General features: G+C 68.7%; 17 protein-coding genes. 13 read left to right on the top strand and 4 right to left on the bottom strand.

What is annotated here, in order from left to right:
* Nucleotides 1–5: 5 nt before the first annotated feature.
* The 11 genes from EST26_RS01795 to EST26_RS01745 all read left to right on the top strand — a co-directional run bounded on the left by EST26_RS01795 (nt 6) and on the right by EST26_RS01745 (nt 9560).
* A complete protein-coding gene (locus EST26_RS01795) occupies nt 6–464 on the top strand; it encodes a prepilin-type N-terminal cleavage/methylation domain-containing protein (protein WP_291064912.1) in 459 nt (152 codons plus the stop codon).
* Nucleotides 461–829 (top strand): type II secretion system minor pseudopilin GspI, encoded by a 369-nt coding sequence (gene gspI, locus EST26_RS01790; RefSeq protein WP_291064910.1) that lies wholly within the window; start codon nt 461–463, stop codon nt 827–829. Before EST26_RS01795 ends, gspI begins: the two co-directional genes overlap by 4 nt.
* Nucleotides 830–852: 23 nt before the next feature.
* Entirely contained in the window at nt 853–1578 is a 726-nt protein-coding gene (locus tag EST26_RS01785; protein ID WP_291064909.1) for a prepilin-type N-terminal cleavage/methylation domain-containing protein, read from the top strand.
* A complete protein-coding gene (gspK, locus tag EST26_RS01780; RefSeq protein WP_291064907.1) occupies nt 1575–2549 on the top strand; it encodes a type II secretion system minor pseudopilin GspK in 975 nt (324 codons plus the stop codon). The genes EST26_RS01785 and gspK overlap by 4 nt, the downstream gene beginning before the upstream one ends.
* A gap of 117 nt (nt 2550–2666) precedes the next feature.
* A complete protein-coding gene (gene gspL, locus EST26_RS01775) occupies nt 2667–3887 on the top strand; it encodes a type II secretion system protein GspL (RefSeq protein ID WP_291064905.1) in 1221 nt (406 codons plus the stop codon).
* Nucleotides 3888–3962: 75 nt separating this feature from the next.
* Nucleotides 3963–4487, top strand: coding sequence for a type II secretion system protein GspM (gene gspM / locus EST26_RS01770; RefSeq protein ID WP_291064903.1), 525 nt, complete (start codon nt 3963–3965; stop codon nt 4485–4487).
* 5 nt (nt 4488–4492) lie between these two features.
* The gene (gene gspN / locus EST26_RS01765) at nt 4493–5290 is read left to right on the top strand and encodes a type II secretion system protein N (protein WP_291064902.1); all 798 of its coding nucleotides are present in this window, start codon (nt 4493–4495) and stop codon (nt 5288–5290) included.
* A 43-nt stretch (nt 5291–5333) separates the two neighbouring features.
* Complete coding sequence (gspD, locus tag EST26_RS01760) at nt 5334–7397, top strand: type II secretion system secretin GspD (RefSeq protein ID WP_291064901.1); 2064 nt, start codon at nt 5334–5336, stop codon at nt 7395–7397.
* A gap of 14 nt (nt 7398–7411) precedes the next feature.
* A complete protein-coding gene (gene gspE, locus EST26_RS01755; protein ID WP_291064899.1) occupies nt 7412–8854 on the top strand; it encodes a type II secretion system ATPase GspE in 1443 nt (480 codons plus the stop codon).
* Nucleotides 8855–9079: 225 nt separating this feature from the next.
* On the top strand, nt 9080–9307 hold the full coding sequence (locus EST26_RS01750; protein WP_291064898.1) for a DUF6290 family protein: 228 nt from the start codon (nt 9080–9082) through the stop codon (nt 9305–9307).
* A complete protein-coding gene (locus EST26_RS01745; RefSeq protein ID WP_291064896.1) occupies nt 9291–9560 on the top strand; it encodes a type II toxin-antitoxin system RelE/ParE family toxin in 270 nt (89 codons plus the stop codon). The genes EST26_RS01750 and EST26_RS01745 overlap by 17 nt, the downstream gene beginning before the upstream one ends.
* Before the next feature lie 107 nt (nt 9561–9667).
* Here the strand turns inward: EST26_RS01745 and EST26_RS01740 are convergent, their stop codons facing one another.
* Nucleotides 9668–10447: a hypothetical protein gene (locus EST26_RS01740; protein WP_291064894.1), complete on the bottom strand. Its 780-nt coding sequence runs from the start codon at nt 10445–10447 to the stop codon at nt 9668–9670.
* A 208-nt stretch (nt 10448–10655) separates the two neighbouring features.
* Between EST26_RS01740 and gspF the strand changes: the two genes are divergently transcribed.
* Both gspF and EST26_RS01730 read left to right on the top strand, forming a co-directional pair.
* A complete protein-coding gene (gene gspF / locus EST26_RS01735) occupies nt 10656–11885 on the top strand; it encodes a type II secretion system inner membrane protein GspF (protein ID WP_291064892.1) in 1230 nt (409 codons plus the stop codon).
* Nucleotides 11886–12791: a 5'-nucleotidase gene (locus EST26_RS01730; RefSeq protein WP_291064891.1), complete on the top strand. Its 906-nt coding sequence runs from the start codon at nt 11886–11888 to the stop codon at nt 12789–12791.
* A 32-nt stretch (nt 12792–12823) separates the two neighbouring features.
* On the opposite strand, the gene queC is transcribed toward EST26_RS01730, so the two are convergent.
* Genes queC through flgL form a run of 3 tightly spaced genes read right to left on the bottom strand, consistent with a single transcriptional unit; the run spans nt 12824 to nt 16093 of the window.
* On the bottom strand, nt 12824–13582 hold the full coding sequence (gene queC, locus EST26_RS01725) for a 7-cyano-7-deazaguanine synthase QueC (RefSeq protein ID WP_291064889.1): 759 nt from the start codon (nt 13580–13582) through the stop codon (nt 12824–12826).
* A 28-nt stretch (nt 13583–13610) separates the two neighbouring features.
* A complete protein-coding gene (locus tag EST26_RS01720) occupies nt 13611–14846 on the bottom strand; it encodes an HDOD domain-containing protein (protein WP_291064887.1) in 1236 nt (411 codons plus the stop codon).
* Between the two features lie 29 nt (nt 14847–14875).
* On the bottom strand, nt 14876–16093 hold the full coding sequence (gene flgL, locus EST26_RS01715) for a flagellar hook-associated protein FlgL (RefSeq protein WP_291064886.1): 1218 nt from the start codon (nt 16091–16093) through the stop codon (nt 14876–14878).
* Between the last annotated feature and the right edge of the window lie 19 nt (nt 16094–16112).

Below are 16112 nucleotides of genomic sequence, written 5' to 3'. Positions count from 1 at the left end.
CTTCCATGCCCAGGCGCTCGCACGGCTTTACGCTGCTGGAACTGCTGCTGGTACTGAGCATCGTGGCGCTGGCAACGGCCGGCGCCACACTAAGCCTGCGCGACGCCAGCGCGACCCGGCTCGAACGCGAAGCGCTGCGCCTGAGCGCGCTGCTGGAGGCGGCGCGCGCGCAGTCACGCACCAGCGGCGCCCCGGTGATCTGGCGCGCCTTGCCGCAGGGGTTTGAATTCGTCGGCCTGCCGACCCGTGCGCAAGCGCCAGACGCGCTGCGCGGGCCGCGCACCTGGCTCGACCCCGATACCCGCGCCGAGGTGGTCCAGCCCACCGGCGCCCAGACCTTGCTGCTCGGGCCCGAGCCGCTGATCGGCGCCCAAAGCCTGGAGCTGCGCCTGGGCGAACGCCGCCTGCGCCTGGCCAGCGACGGCCTGGGGCCGTTTGCCGTCGTCAACACAGACGCGCCATGAACCGCTCGTCTGGCTTCACCCTGATCGAGGTACTGGTAGCGCTGGCGGTGGTGGCCATCACCCTGGCAACCGGTTTGCAGGCCATGGGCGCGCTCACCCGCGCCACCGAGCGCCAGAGCCAGCAGTGGCTGGCCCAGCTCTGCGCCGAAAACGAGCTCACCCGGCTGCGCCTGGCGCGCCAATTGCCCAGCGTGGGCGACAGCAGCAACACCTGCGAGCAGGCCGGGCGCACGCTCAGCGTCAGACTGTCGGTGCAAGCCACGCCGAACCCGAATTTCCGCCGCATCGACGCCCGGGTGCAGGCCCAGGTAGACGGCCAGGAGCTGGTGTTGCTAACCCTCTCGACCGTGCAAGGTCGCTACTGAGAGCGCCAAGCGTCTCGATTGCCATGCCAACGCGCCCCACCACCAAAGCCGCCCTGGGCTTCACACTGATCGAGTTGTTGGTGGCACTGGTGCTGATGTCGCTGCTGGCCTTGCTGAGCTGGCGCTCGATCGACGGCATGGTACGCAGCCAGCAACAGACCGAACAGCACGCCAACGACCTGCTGCGGCTGCAAGCGGCCCTGGGACAGTGGGCGGCCGACCTGGACGCGCTGATTGAAACCGGCGAGGTGCAAGCACTCGACTTCGACGGCCAATTGCTGCGCCTGACGCGCCGCGACAGCAGCGAATCCGCCCTGCACAGTCCCGGCCTGCGCGTGGTCGCCTGGCGCCAGCGCGGCGCGCGGGCCGGCCACGCTGGCCAATGGGTGCGCTGGCAGTCCGAGCCGATACGCCAGCGCGAGCAACTCGCCCACGCCTGGCAGCGCGCCGCGCACTGGAGCCAGGCCGGCGCAGCGGTGCCGGCCCCGAGCGGTGGCGACAGCAGCGTGGCGCTGATCGGCCTGCTGCAGTGGCAGTTGTTTTACCACCGGGGCGACAGTTGGACCCACCCGCTGTCGGCGGTCGGCCTGGACCCCGGCACAGCAGCGACCGACGTCCGCCGCCCTGGCCAGCGACCGGCCGCGCCGCCCGACGGCGTGCGGCTGTTGCTCGAGCTGCCCGCTGGCCAGCGCCTGAGCGGCTCGCTGGTGCGCGACTGGGTACGTCCGACGCTGGGAGCTGCGCCATGACGACGCCCTCCACGCGCCAGCGCGGCGCCGCCCTGCTGCTGGCCATGCTGGTGCTCACGCTGGTCGCCACCTTGGCCAGCGCCGCCCAATGGCAGCAGTGGCGCGCGGGCGAAATCGAAGCCGCCGACCGCCAGCGCGCCCAGGCCGGCTGGGTTCTGATCGGCGCGCTCGACTGGGCGCGCCTGATCCTGATCGAAGACGCACGCGGCAACCAGCGCGGCAACGCCGACCACCTGGGCGAGCCCTGGGCCATGCCGCTGGAAGAAGCCCGCTTGTCGAGCTTTCTGGCCGCCGACCGCAGCGCGCGCAGCGATGACACCCTGCAAGCCTTTTTGTCGGGTGAAATCAGCGACCAGCAAGCGCGCCTGAACTTCCTGAACCTGGTGCGCGTCAGCGGCAGCGGCGCCGCCGCCAAGGTCACCATTTCCGCCCTCGATCTGCAAGCCTTTACGCGGCTGTACGAGCAGCTCGATCTGCCGCAGACCGAACTCGACGCCGCAGTGGCCGAACTGCAGCGCAGCACCCAGCGCGGCCTGCAAGACCTGGTGCCCGGACCCGATGCCCTGGCGCCCGGAAAACTGGCGCACCTGAGCTGGCTGGGCATCAGCGCGACCAGCCTGGCCGCGCTGCAAGCGCACGTGACGCTGCTGCCCGAGCCCACCCGCCTCAACCTCAACACCGCCAGCGCAACGGCGCTCATGGCCAGCGCACCTGGCCTGGAGCAGGCGCAGGCGCAGCGCCTGATACAAGCGCGCGCACGCGAACCGTTCCTGAGCGTGGCCGACGCCAACCGGCTGCTGGGCACCCAGCCGCCGCCCTTTTCCGACCCACTGCACGGCACACGCAGCCAGTACTTTGAAGTGCGCGGCCGCCTGCGGCTGGACGATACGGTGATCGAAGAACGCTCGCTGGTGCGGCGCGACGGCCTGCAAGTGCGGGTGCTCTGGCGCGAACGGCTGGCTGGTTCGTGACTGGCCCAAACCCTGGCGCGAGGCAGCCAGCAGCGGGTTTGCAGCGGCGTCACGCGGGTTCAATAAAATGCCAGCCAAGCGGCGCCTGCCGCCACCACCACCCCAAGAGCCCCAAGCGTGCTGATTGTCGCCCCACCTGACTTCTGCCTGAGCAACGCACCCGTGTCTGGCGCCGTGCTCGACTGGGCGCGCTCGAACGACGCCCGGCAGGTACACGAACACGGCCAATGCGCCGCCGCTTTGCTGCCGCGCGACGACGAGGTGGTGCTGGTGCTGCCGCCGCGTGCACTGTCCTGGCACCGCCTGCATCTGCCCAAGGTGGCCCAGGCCAAGCTGCGCGCACTGCTCGAAGGCGCGCTCGAAGACCGCCTGCTGCAAGACTGCGGCGAACTGCACTTTGCACTCGAAACGGGCGCCAAAAGTGGCCAGCCGGTGTGGGTGGCGGCCTGCCGCAGCGACTGGTTGCGCGGCTGGCTGCAGGCCCTGGAAGCCGCCGGGCGGCCAGTCACACGCATCGTCCCGTCGATCTGGCCGCTCAAACCAGACGCCGACCCCCCCAGCCTGCACTGGGCGCACAGCGCCGACGCCACCGCCTGGCTGGCCAGCGCCAGCCCGCTGGGCGTGAGCTGCACGCCACTGCGCGCGCCCAGCGTGGCCACAGCGCGTGCGGCCGACCCCGGCCCAGCCCGCTGGCTGGCCGACCCGGCGCAAGCGGAGCTGGCCGAACAACTGCTGCCGCAGCGCTTCGAGCTGCTCACACGCCATGCCCGGCTGCTGCAATGCGCCCAGTCCGACTGGAACCTGGCGCAATTCAACTTCAGCCTTTCGGCCGCGGCGCGGCGCGGCCAGCGGTTGCGCCAAAACCTGCGGCACTGGCGCAACGCAGTGGCCTGGCGGCCCGCGCGCTGGGGCCTGGCCACACTGCTGGCGCTGCAACTGGTCGGACTCAACGCCGCCGCCTGGACCGAGCGCGCCAGCTTGCAAGCCAAGCAGCAGGCACTGCAACAAACGCTGCAAGACAGCTTTCCCCACGTCACGCTGGTGCTAGACGCGCCGCTGCAAATGCAGCGCGAACTGGCCCGGCTGCAACAAGCCGGCGGCCACCTGGCGGCAGACGACCTCGAAACCCTGCTAAGCGCGCTGGCGCGGGCCATGCCGGTTGAGCTGACGCCGCCCAGCACCATAGACTACGAAAATGGCGTAGGCCGTTTTGGCGGCTGGCAAGCCCATGCGCCAGCATTGGACGCGCTCGTGGCCACGCTGCAACAAAACGGCTGGGACGCCCGCCTCGACGGTCAGCAACTCTTGTTGCGTCCCGATCAGCCACCCCCACCTTGAGCGGCTGCGAGAAGCGAATCTTTCCCACCCACCCCCCCCAGCCCAGCCCACCCGGGGCACTGGTGAATACAGCCCATGTCTGACAGCACATCCTTCTCTGACCTGCGCACAGCGCTGACAGCAGCACTGACCCGACTGGCCCCGCGCGAGCGGCGCGCCGTACTCGCAGCCGCCGCGCTGCTGGGCCTGGCCCTGCTGTGGTGGCTGGCACTCGCGCCCGCCCTGAGCACGCTGCGCGCAGCACCCGAGCGCCACGCCCGGCTCGACGTCCAGCTCAGCCAGATGAGCACCATGGCCGCCGCTGCCGCCGCCCTGCGCGCGCAGCCGCCGCTGCAAGCGCCAGACCGCAACGCCGTGCTGCAAGCACTCGAACAAGCCAGCGCAGCGCTGGGCGCGAGCGCCCAGCTCAGCGTGCTGGGCGAGCGCGCCAGCGTGACGCTGACCAACGCCTCGCCCCAGGCACTGGCCGAATGGCTGCTGCAGGTGCGCGTCAACGCCCGGCTGCTGCCGCTGCAAGCCCAGCTCAGCCGCAGCGGCGAGCCGCCCGCCTGGAGCGGCACCCTGGTGCTGAGCGGCCCCGGCCTGCGCGGTGCTGACTGACCCGAATGCAAACCTGCTTATTGCCCCGGCGTGCCGCCTGGCTCGGCGCCACGCTGGGCCTGTTGCTGGCGCTGCTGCTGTTTGCACCGGCGCGCTGGCTGGCGCTGGCCCTGAGCAGCGCCAGCGCCAATCAGGTGCAATTGGTCAACGCGCGCGGCACGGTCTGGTCTGGCCAGGCCGACTTGCTGCTCACCGGCGGCGCGGCCAGCCGCAGCCAGACCGCGCTGCCACAAGGCCTGCGCTGGCAACTCAGGCCACGCTGGCTGGCGCGCACGCCTGCGCTGGGGCTGCGTCTGCACGCACCCTGCTGCACCCACACGCCGATGGACTTGAGCCTGCGGCCGCACTGGGGCGGCGTCGAACTGCGCCTGGGCGCCACCAGCAGCCGCTGGCCGGCCGAACTGCTCAGCGGCCTGGGCACGCCCTGGAACACCTTGCGCATCGAGGGCTGGCTGACACTGCAAACCGATGGCTTGACGCTGCGCTGGGACCAGGGCCGGCCCCAGTTGCAAGGCGCGCTGGCGCTGCAGGCAATCGACCTGAGTTCGCGCCTGTCCACCCTGCGCCCGCTCGGCAGCTACCGGCTGGACTTGCGCGCCGCCGCCGACGGCCACACCGCCACGCTGGCGCTGCACACCTTGCGCGGCGAGCTGGACCTGCAAGGCTCGGGCCAATGGGTCGGCGGCCGGCTGCGTTTTACCGGCGCCGCGCAGGCCGCCCCGGGCCGACAGGCCGCGTTGGAAAACCTGCTCAACATCATGGGACGGCGCGAAGGTGCGCGCTCGGTCCTGACCATCGGCTGACGACAGCGCCTGCCACCGCACTCACACTGGGAAAGCACGACCTATGAATTGGAAACTCCCCCGCCACCGCGCAGTGGCGCTGACCCTGGGCGCTGCGCTGGCCTTTGCCCTTGCACCGGTACAGATGGCCTGGGCCCAGAGCCGCAGCGGCGAACCGGTGCTGCTCAACTTCGTCGGCGCCAACATCGAGGCCGTGGCGCGCACCATGGCCACCATCAGCGGGCGCAACGTGGTGGTCGACCCGCGCGTCCAGGGCAACATCAACCTCTTGACCGAGCGGCCGGTCTCGCCCGCGGCCGCGCTCAACCTGTTCGCCGCCACGCTGCGGCTGCAAGGTTTTGCCCTGGTCGAGACCGCTGGCCTGTACAAAATCGTCCCCGAGGCCGACGCCAAGCTGCAAGGCCAGGTGGTTCGAATCGACGACGGCGCCGCGCAGCCGCCGTCAAACCAAATCGTGACGCAGATTTTCCGCCTCAACCACGAGGCCGCCAACCATCTGGTGCCCATCCTGCGTCCGCTGATCAGCCCCAACAACACCATCAACGTCAACCCCGGCAACAACTCGCTGGTCATCACCGACTATGCCGGCAATCTGCAGCGCCTCGGGCGCATCATCAGCGCGCTCGACGTGGCCGGCGCCACCGACGTGGAAGTGATTGCGCTGCAATACGCGGTGGCCAGCGACCTGGCGGCGCTGCTGGTTCGCCTGATCGAACCCGGCGCCGGTGGCGGCGCAGCGGCTGCGGCCGACCAATCGTTTCGCACCACCTTGCTGGCCGAGCCGCGCAGCAACAGCCTGGTGCTGCGCGCGGCCAACCCGGCGCGGCTGGCGCTGGTGCGCTCACTGGTGGCGCGGCTGGACCGGCCCAGCTCGGAACACATGAGCGGCAACATCCACGTGGTCTACCTGAAAAACGCCAACGCGGTGGCGCTGGCGGCCACGCTGCGCGCCGCGCTGGCGGCCGATACGGGTGCGGGTGCTGGCGCGCCAGCGCCGGGCGGCGGCATAGCGCGTGCTGGGGCCGCCGCAGCCAGCCCGGCCACGGCGCCGCTGACCGCCAGCGCCGCGCCCTCCACCGGCGGCCAGATTCAGGCCGACCCGGCCACCAACGCGCTCATCATCAGCGCGCCCGAGCCGCAGTTTCGCCAACTGCGCGCCGTCATCGATCAGCTTGACTCGCGCCGCGCCCAAGTCTTCGTGGAGAGCCTGATCGTCGAGGTCAACGCCGACAAAGCGGCCGAGATCGGCCTGCAATGGCAGTTGGGCGGCAAAGACGGCAATCTGATCGGCCTGCTCGGGACCAACTTTGGCGCCGGCGGGGCCAACATCTTCAACCTGGCGCTGCAGGCCGGCGCCACCCCGACGCTGCCGCCGCCAGGCCTCAACATCGGCATCGCCCGCAGCAACAACGACGGCCCGGTGCTGGGCGTGCTGGCGCGCTTTTTGCAGCAAAGCGGCCAGGCCAACATCTTGTCCACCCCCAACCTGCTCACGCTGGACAACGAAGAAGCGCGCATCGTGATCGGCCAGAACGTGCCCTTCATCACCGGCCAGTTCACCCATCCCGGCGCCCGCGACGGCGCCGTCAGCCCGTTTCAGACCATAGAGCGCAAAGACGTCGGTCTGACGCTGCGCGTGCGGCCGCAGATCAGCGAAAACGGCAGCATCAAAATGACCGTGTTCCAGGAAGTCAGCAGCGTGCAGGCGACATCGCCGGACGGACCGATCACCAACAAGCGCGTCATCGAAACGACGGTGCTGGTCGACGACGGCGCCATCGTCGTGCTCGGCGGCTTGCTGCAAGACGAATTCCAGGGCCAGCAAGACAAAGTGCCCGGCCTGGGCGACCTGCCGCTGCTGGGCAGCCTGTTCAGAAGCGAAAACCGCAACCACAACAAAACCAACCTCATGGTGTTCTTGCGCCCAGTGGTGCTGCGCGACAGCCGCGCCACCAGCAGCCTGACGCTGGACCGCTACGACATCATGCGCGCGCTGCAACAAGACGCGCAGCCGCAGCCCAGCCGCCTGCATGGCATAGACGCCGCGCCCGTGCTGCCACCGCCCGTGCCCGCACCAGCCCAACCGGCGCCTGCGCCCACGCCTTGAACGGCCAGCCCATCGTGAGATACCCCCTGCCCTACGCGTTCGCGCGCGAACATCTCTGGCTGCTGCAAGACGACGGGCAGGCCCTGACCCTGCTGGGCAGCAGCACGCCGGCGGCCGACGCTGCCGAACAAACGCGCCGCCTGTCGGCGCTGTCTGAGCTGATGCGCTGCCACGAGGTGCTTGAGCTGCAATGGGAGCCCGCCGACGCCCTGGCCCAGCGCATCAGCACCGCCTACGCGCAGGGCGAGTCGAGTGCGGCCGCGGTGGTTAGCGAAGTGCAGAGCGACGCCGACCTCAGCCGCATGATGCAGGAGCTGCCGGCCATCGAAGACTTGCTGGAGGCCGCCGACGACGCGCCCATCATCCGCATGCTCAACGCCTTGCTCACGCAGGCCGCGCGCGACGGCGCCAGCGACATCCACATCGAACCCTACGAGCGCCATTCCAGCGTGCGCTTTCGCGTCGACGGCACGCTGCGCGAGGTGGTGCAGCCCAACCGCGCGCTGCACGCCGCGCTGATCTCGCGCCTGAAAATCATGGCCGAGCTCGACATTTCCGAGAAACGCCTGCCGCAGGACGGCCGCATCAGCCTGCGCATCGGCACCCGCGCGGTCGACGTGCGCGTCTCCACCCTGCCCAGCGCGCACGGCGAGCGCGCCGTGCTGCGCCTGCTCGACAAAAGCGAGAGCAAGCTCAACCTGGAAGCCGTGGGCATGCAGGGCGACGTGCTGAGCCGCTTCAAACACCTGCTGACGCAGCCGCACGGCATCATCCTGGTGACCGGCCCCACCGGCTCGGGCAAAACCACCACGCTCTACGCCGGTCTGCAGCGGCTGGACGCCGCCACGCTCAACATCATGACGGTGGAAGACCCGATCGAGTACGAGCTGCCCGGCGTGGGCCAGACCCAGGTCAACGCCAAGATCGACCTCGACTTCGCCAAGGCGCTGCGCGCCATCCTGCGGCAAGACCCGGACGTGATCATGATCGGCGAGATCCGCGACTTCGAGACCGCGCAGATCGCCATCCAGGCCTCGCTCACCGGCCACCTGGTGCTGGCCACGCTGCACACCAACGACGCGCCCAGCGCCGTAACCCGCCTGACCGACATGGGCGTGGAGCCGTTTTTGCTCTCATCGAGCCTGCTCGGCGTGCTGGCACAGCGCCTGGTGCGCAAGCTCTGCCTGCACTGCCGCCGCCAAGACGAACGCGGCCACTGGCACCCGGTGGGCTGCGCGCACTGCAACCAGACCGGCTACAAGGGCCGCACCGGCATTTACGAACTGCTGGTGACCGACGACAAGATCCGCGCCCTGATCCACAACCGCGCGGCCGAGAGCGAGCTCCTCGTGGCGGCGCAAGCGGCCGGCCTGCGCTCGATGCGCGAAGACGGGCAGCACCTGATCGACGCGGGCGTCACCTCGGTGCAAGAGGTGATGAGCGTGACGCGGGATTGATGCCTATTGATCCGGCCTGGCGAAGTCTTGAGTACCGTTCGGCCTGAGCCTGGCCTGTCCTGAGCTGGTCGAAGGGTCGAAGGACGGGCTCAGGGCGAACGGTTGATACTTCACCGGGCCGGATCAATAAAGGCGTTCAAACCCGTGGGTTAATCAGACAAACGGGCTTGCGCTCCTTTTGGCTTGCGCGATACCCGTATCACATCAACCTCAGGAAATAGTGCCATGGCCCTCTCGATCCGGCTGCCTGTCGACGTGGAAGCCAGGTTGAAGCACCTGGCCGCGATGACCGGGCGCAGCAAAAGCTTTTACATCACCGAGGCGATTTGTGAACACCTCGACGACCTCGAAGATTTGTACCTGGCAGAGCGTGAGCTTGAAGCGATGCGCGCGGGAAAGTCCGAAACCGTGCCGCTGGAAGAAGTGATGAAACGCCATGGCATGGCAGGTTGAACTGTCGAGCCTGGCGCGCAAGAACCTGGATGAACTGGATCCGCAACATGCCCGCCGCATCCTGGCGTTCCTGCATGAACGTGTTTGCGCACTGGACGACCCCCGCAGCATTGGCGAAGCCCTCAAGGGTTCGCGCCTGGGGGTTTTCTGGAACTACCGCGTGGGGGATTGCCGGGTTATCACGAGCATCGAGGACGGCGCTTTGCGCATCCTTGTTGTCAGCATCGGCAACCGCCGCGAGGTGCACCGATGAGCAGCAGAGCGAACGGCAAGGCGCGCCACGCGCCCCCGCCTGCGAACGCAAAAAAACCCGCCGAGGCGGGTTTTTTTGTGCGGCCGCAAGGCTGCGGCTGCGGCTGATCAGTTCACCGAAGAAGCCAGCATCACAGAATTGAAGAACGTGCCGTCCCCTAAATTATCGCGACCGCTTCTCACCAGGTGGAACTGGGTCCGGCCATCGATCACGATGGAATACAGACCCGCTTTGGAGCTGCTGCCGTCTGCTTCGGCCAAACCCTCGGGGCTGAATAAGGCGTTGACCATTGCTGCAGGCATGGTCTCTGAGTTGATCGTACCGGGGTTGAATGTGGCCGTACCATTTTCGTTGAACCTGATGAAATCAGTGGATTTAACTCTCCCACGGTAACACTCGGAAATTCGAACGGTAACGCCACTCAGAGCAGCCACCGGGTTGGGCACCAGGGTCATGTTGTGCGACACGCCCACCTGACTCGCGTTAGTGGCCGTAGCGCAGACCAGGATCGCATTGCCCTGGGCCCGCAGCGCACCAGCGAACCCGGCGGGCCAGGTCACGCTGGCCCAGTTGTTGGTGGTGGAAATGGGGAAGGGGTTGGCCGTGTCCGCATGCAGCGTCAGCGTGCCCTGGGGGGCGTTGGCAACCACGGTGGCGGCCACAGTGCGGGTGCTGCCATCGGCGGATGTCACCAGGTAGTTCAGGTTGCCGGTTTGTGTGAAGCCGGTGGAGGGGTTTGTGGCGGGCGCTGCCACTGCGGGCTGAGCGGGCGCTGCGGGCGGAGCATCACCGCCACCACCCCCGCAGGCGCTCAGGGTGGCGACCAGGGCGCAGGCACCCAACAGATGGGCCCAGCGGCGCATCGTCTTGTTCTCGTGAAACAGCATGAAAAACACTCCTTGCATGGTTTGAAGAAAGAAATAAAAAGCATGGTTTGTCACAAAACCTTGGCAATTGTCGGGGGGGGGCAAGCTTGTCAAGCGTGCGTGAGGGCAGCGGGCCAGCGCGCAGACCCTGGTGCTGTCGGGTGGCTACAACACAAGCACCACGAACCGCGCCCGAACGGGGCCCTGGCCCATCCACTACCATCGCGCCATGCCCGCCTATTCCTTCGAAGCCCTGGACGCGCAGGGCGCCACGCACAAAGGCCTGATCGACGCCGACACCGCCAAGGCCGCGCGCAGCCAGTTGCGCGCGCGCGCGCTGGTGCCGATTGCGCTGGAGCCGGCAGTGAACGCGCCGGGTGCGGGCGGCGCCAGCGGGCTCAACATCACGCTCTGGGGTGGCCGGGTGTTCAACGCCACCGGCCTGGCGGTGTGGACGCGCCAGCTCGCCGGCCTGGTGGCTGCGGGCTTGCCGCTGGAGCGTGCGCTCTCGGCCCTGGCCGACGAGGCCGAAGACGAAAAGCAGCAGCGCCTGGTGGCCTCGCTGCGCTCGGAGGTGAACGCCGGCGCGCCGTTTGCCCGCGCCCTGAGCACACACCCGAGCGAGTTCGCGCCGATCTACACCGCCGTCATCGCCGCCGGCGAACAGAGCGGCCAGCTCGGTGTGGTGCTCGAGCGCCTGGCCGACGACCTGGAAGAACGCGAGGCGCTGAAGAACAAACTCATTGGCGCCTCCCTGTACCCGGCCATCGTCACCCTGGTCGCCATCGTGATCGTGGTGTTCCTGGTCAGCTACGTGGTGCCGCAGGTGGCCGCCGTGTTCGCCGGCAGCGAACGCGCGCTGCCGCTGCTGACGCAACTGATGCTGGGCCTGAGCAGCTTCGTGCGCAGCCACGGCTGGCTGCTGCTGGGGCTGCTGGCGCTGGGCAGCGGCGCGCTGGTGCTGGCGCGGCGCAACGCAGCGCTGCGCCTGACGATGGACGCCGCCTGGCTGCGCCTGCCGCTGGTGGGCCGGCTGGCGCGCGGCTACAACGCGGCGCGTTTTGCGGCCACGCTGGCCATGCTGGCCGCGGCCGGTGTGCCGATCCTGCGCGCGCTGCAGACCGCCGCCGAAACCCTGAGCAACCAGGCCATGCGCGCCGACGCGCTGGACGCGCTGGTGCTGGTGCGCGAAGGCGCGCCGCTGGCTTCGGCCCTGGCGAGCAAGAAGCGTTTTCCGCCGCTGGTCAGCATGTTCGCGCGCCTGGGCGAACAAACCGGCCAACTGCCGGCCATGCTGGGCCGCGCGGCCGCGCAACTGAGCGCCGAGGTGCAGCGCCGCGCCATGCACCTGGCCACCATTCTGGAGCCGCTGCTGATCGTGGCCATGGGCGCGGTGGTGATGCTGATCGTGCTGGCGGTGCTGCTGCCGATCATTCAGCTCAATCAACTCACGACTTGAATGGCTGCCACGCTAGACGGTCAACTGGTGGTGGCGATTTCGTCGCGCGCGCTGTTCGACTTCGAGGAGGAAAACCGCGTCTTCGAGCGCAGCGACGACCGCGCCTACATGCAACTGCAACTGCAGCGGCTGGAGCAGCCGGCTCGCCCGGGGGTGGCGTTTTCGCTGGTGAAGAAGCTGCTGGCTTTCAACGACGCGCACGCGCAGCGGGTCGAGGTGGTGATTCTGTCGCGCAACGACCCGGTCTCTGGCATGCGGGTATTTCGCTCGGCGCAGCACTACGGCTTGCCGATCCAGCGCGGCAGCTTCACGCGCGGGCGCCCGCCCTGGCGCTACCTGCGCCCGCTGCGCGCCAACCTGTTTTTGTCCACCCACCTGGCCGACGTGCGCGCCGCGCTCGCTGCCGACGTGCCGGCTGCGCAGGTCTACCCGCAGTCGGTACACGCCAGCGACGCGCACCCGCACGAGGTGCGCATTGCCTTTGACGGCGACGCGGTGCTGTTTTCCGACGAGGCCGAGCGCGTGTTTCAGACCGAGGGCCTGTCGGCCTTTCAACGGCACGAAACCAGCAAGGCCGCGCTGCCGCTGCCCGGTGGGCCGTTCAAGCCGCTGCTGCACGCGCTGCATCGTTTGCAAAACGAGGGCACGACGCAGATGCGCATTCGCACCGCGCTGGTAACGGCGCGCAGCGCGCCGGCGCACGAACGCGCGATCCGCACGCTGATGAACTGGGACATCGAGGTCGACGAAGCGATGTTTCTGGGCGGCTTGCCCAAGGGCGAATTTCTGCGCGAGTTCGAGCCCGATTTTTTCTTCGACGACCAGACCGGCCACATCGAAGCGGCCGCGTTGCACGTGCCCGCCGGCCACGTGGTGGCCGGGGTGTCGAACGAGCCGCCGGCATAAGGGCGGCAAGCCACCCGACCCCGGCGTCGGCCTCAGGCGCCGGCGCCACCCGCCGCATAAGCGGCCCAGCCGCGCGCGCGCAGCTCGCAGGCCGGGCAAGCGCCGCAGCCGTAGCCCCAGGCATGGCGCTGTCCGCGCTCACCGAGGTAGCAACTGTGGCTGTGCTCTTGAATCAGCTCGACCAGTGCAGCGCCTCCGCCGGCCACGCCGCTGGCGTCGCCGAGTTGCTCGGCCAGGCGCCAGGTGTCGGCCTTGTCGATCCACATCAGCGGCGTTTCGATCAAAAAACGCCGGTCCATGCCGAGCGTGAGGGCGACTTGCAAGGCCTTCATGCTGTCGTCGCGGCAATCCGGGTAGCCGGAATAATCGGTTTCGCACACGCCGGTGACGATCACCTGGATGCCGCGCCGGTAAGCCAGCGCGGCGGCCAGGGTGAGAAACAAGAGGTTGCGCCCGGGCACAAAGGTATTGGGCAGGCCGCTGGCTTCGACCTGAAACGCCGTCTCGCGCGTGAGCGAGGTTTCGCTGATTGTGCCCAGCACGGCCAGGTCGAGCACATGGTCTTGGCCCAGTCGCGCCGACCAGGCCGCAAAGTGCTGGCGCAGCGCGCGCAGCACCTCCAGCCGCGCCTGCAATTCGATGCGGTGGCGCTGGCCGTAATCAAAGGCCAGCGTTTCCACCCGTGGGTAACGCGCCAGCGCGTGTGCCAGGCAGGTGGTGGAGTCTTGTCCACCAGAAAACAGCACCAGCGCGCTGCTGTGCTGTGGGGTGCGGGTTGCGGCAGCGGTCATGGCCGCCATGTTAGCGCGCCCCGGGTGCTCAGAGCAGGCGCTGCGAGCGCGGGCTGGCGTAGTCGCGGCTGGTCGCGAGCATGCGCAGCAGCGCCCGGTTGCCGTGTTCGAGGCCGATGCCGAGTTGCTCGCAAACCTCGGGCAGGCGGTAGGCTTGCTCGGGATCGCCCTGCAAGCGCGCCACTTCGAGCAAGCGGCCATACGGCCCGCTGTTGCGCAGCAAGGCATCGAATACGCGGCTCGACAGGGGCAGTTGGTCGAGCAGTTCGGCCAGCGGCCGGCACAGCAAGCGGTCGAGTTGGGAAAACAAGGCGGTGAGGAAGACTTCGGCGCGCAAGTTGTCTTCCGAACCGGGCTCGAGCAGGTGCTGCGCCAGGCGCGCGCGCATGACCATGGCGTAGCGCACCGGGTGCAGGTCGGGGTTGGCCTCGCTGCCGGGCAATTGATCCTGCAGCCAGCGCTCGAGTGCGCTAAAGCCCAGCATCATGAGCGCATGGCGCAGCGATCCGACCTCATGGCGCAGACCGTAAGCGGCCGAGTTGACCAGCAGCAACAGGCGGTAGGCCAGCACCGGGTCTTGCCGCACCAGCCGCTCCAGGTGTTCGAGCGAGCTCTCGGCCTCGATCGCCTGGCGAATCTGCGCGATCACATCCGCAGCGCAACCCATCGTCTGCTGGCGGTGCGCGTGCAGCACGTCATTTTCTGGCCAGCCCAGCAAGCCCCAGGCAGCGGCCCGATCCAGACAATGTGCCGCCAGCGCCTGCGTCGATACGCCCGCCAGCAGGTGCCCGGCCAGCCAGGCCGGGTGCGGCGGCGGCGCGCCGACTGCGGCGGCGTGCAACAACTCATCTGCGTCTTGCGGCCGCAATTGCAGCAGACCGCGTGCCGGCACCGGCAAGCTGTCTTCACTGCCTGCATGGGCCAAGTCGGTCTGGCGCAGCAAGCGGTGGCCGCTGCGTGCAGCCAGCGCCAGCCGGGCCTGGGTGTCGGGATTTTGAAACAGCGCGTGCGGCACCTCGAGCCAGGTGTTGTGCACCGGCGCGCAGGCCAGCGCCTGCTGCAACAGCGCTGGCGCATCCAGCGCGACGATCAGTACCGGCGCGGCGGCCGGCCAGTCGTTCCCCAGCAATTCCAGCAGGTGGCTGGCATTGATGGCCGCCTGCGGCAGCGTCTGCACCCGCAGCCGCACGGCGGCAAGCTGACGCGCCGCGCTCCAGACCGGCTGGTAACTCAGCAGCACGCTGGCGAGTACGCTGTGGTTCATGTGTTTTTCCTCCCCTGGGCGTCTGCCCCTCAGCCAATATGCTGGAACAGCGACAGGCGTTGCACCTGGGCGTAGGACTTGAGCGCGGCGTCGAGGCCGATTTGCTGGCGCTGGAAGTCCGAGATGCCCTGCACCATGTCCAGGTCTTCCAGCCTGGCCTGCTCGGTTTGGTGCGCAACCGATCGATCGCTCAGCAGCGCTTGCAAGCTATCGGCACGATTGAGCCAGTCGCCGGCCTGGCTGCGTGCCTGCAGCACGCGGTCGAGGCCGGCGTCGAGCTCGGTCAGGGCGCGCGCCAATTCGTGGCTCAGGCGCGCGCCCTGGGCTGGCCCCGTGTAGCGCAGCGCATCCATGGTGTTTTGCAGCACCTGAAAGATGTCGGTCGGCCCGCCCACCGGGGCGATCTCGATGCGGTCGCCAGCGGCCGGGTTGCCGTGCAACTGGAACGCCATGCCGTCAAACTCGACCGTGCTGCCAGCGCGGAACGGCATATCGGTCTGGCCCGCCACCGGGCTGGCGGTGCTGGTGTTGCGCACGCTGTACTGCATGACGCCACCGACCTCGGCAAAACTCAGGCTGTAGTGCTGGCCGCTGAGGGCGCTGGGGTTGCTGACCCGGCCAATGTCGGTGCGCGCGCCGCCGCTGTTGCCGGCTGCCTGGCTGATGGTGAAGCTGCCGTTGCCCTGCGGCAGACGCATCCAGATCGCTTGGCCGTCGAGCGCCTGCGGCAAGCTGTGCTTGCCAGCGGCCGCCTGTCCGGGCAGGCCATCGAAACGCACGCCGCTGGCACTCGGTCCGAACACCTCGACAAAGGGCGTGGACGAGCCGCCCAGGCCGCCAAACAGGGTGCGCCCGGCGCTGTCTTGCCGGTTCGCCAGTGCCAGCATCTGCTCGCGCAGGCCGCTCAGACTGAGCGCCAGGTCTGCGCGCGCGCGCTCGCCCAGCGTCGGGTTGCCAGCCGAAAGCATCAGCTCGCGCGCCTGCTGGATCAGATCGCCCGACTCGCCCAGCGCGCTCTCGGCCTGCGCCAGACTGGTGCGCGAGGCCTCGAGCGCGCGCAGATCGGCCTGCACGCGCGCGATGCGGTTTTGCGCCGTCTCGGCCAACACGGCGGCCACCGGGTCGTCGCTGGCGCGCTGCACGCGCTTGCCGCTGGAGATGCGTTCTTGCTGCGCGACCAGTTCGGTCTGGCGCTGCATCAGGTGGGCAATGGTCTGGTCGTAGCTGTTGGCGGTGGCAACTCTCATGATGCGATTCCTGGCTGGA

It is taken from the genome of Hydrogenophaga sp., from assembly GCF_014773545.1.
Lineage (GTDB): Bacteria > Pseudomonadota > Gammaproteobacteria > Burkholderiales > Burkholderiaceae_C > Hydrogenophaga.
This window is presented reverse-complemented; position numbering and strand designations above follow the sequence as displayed.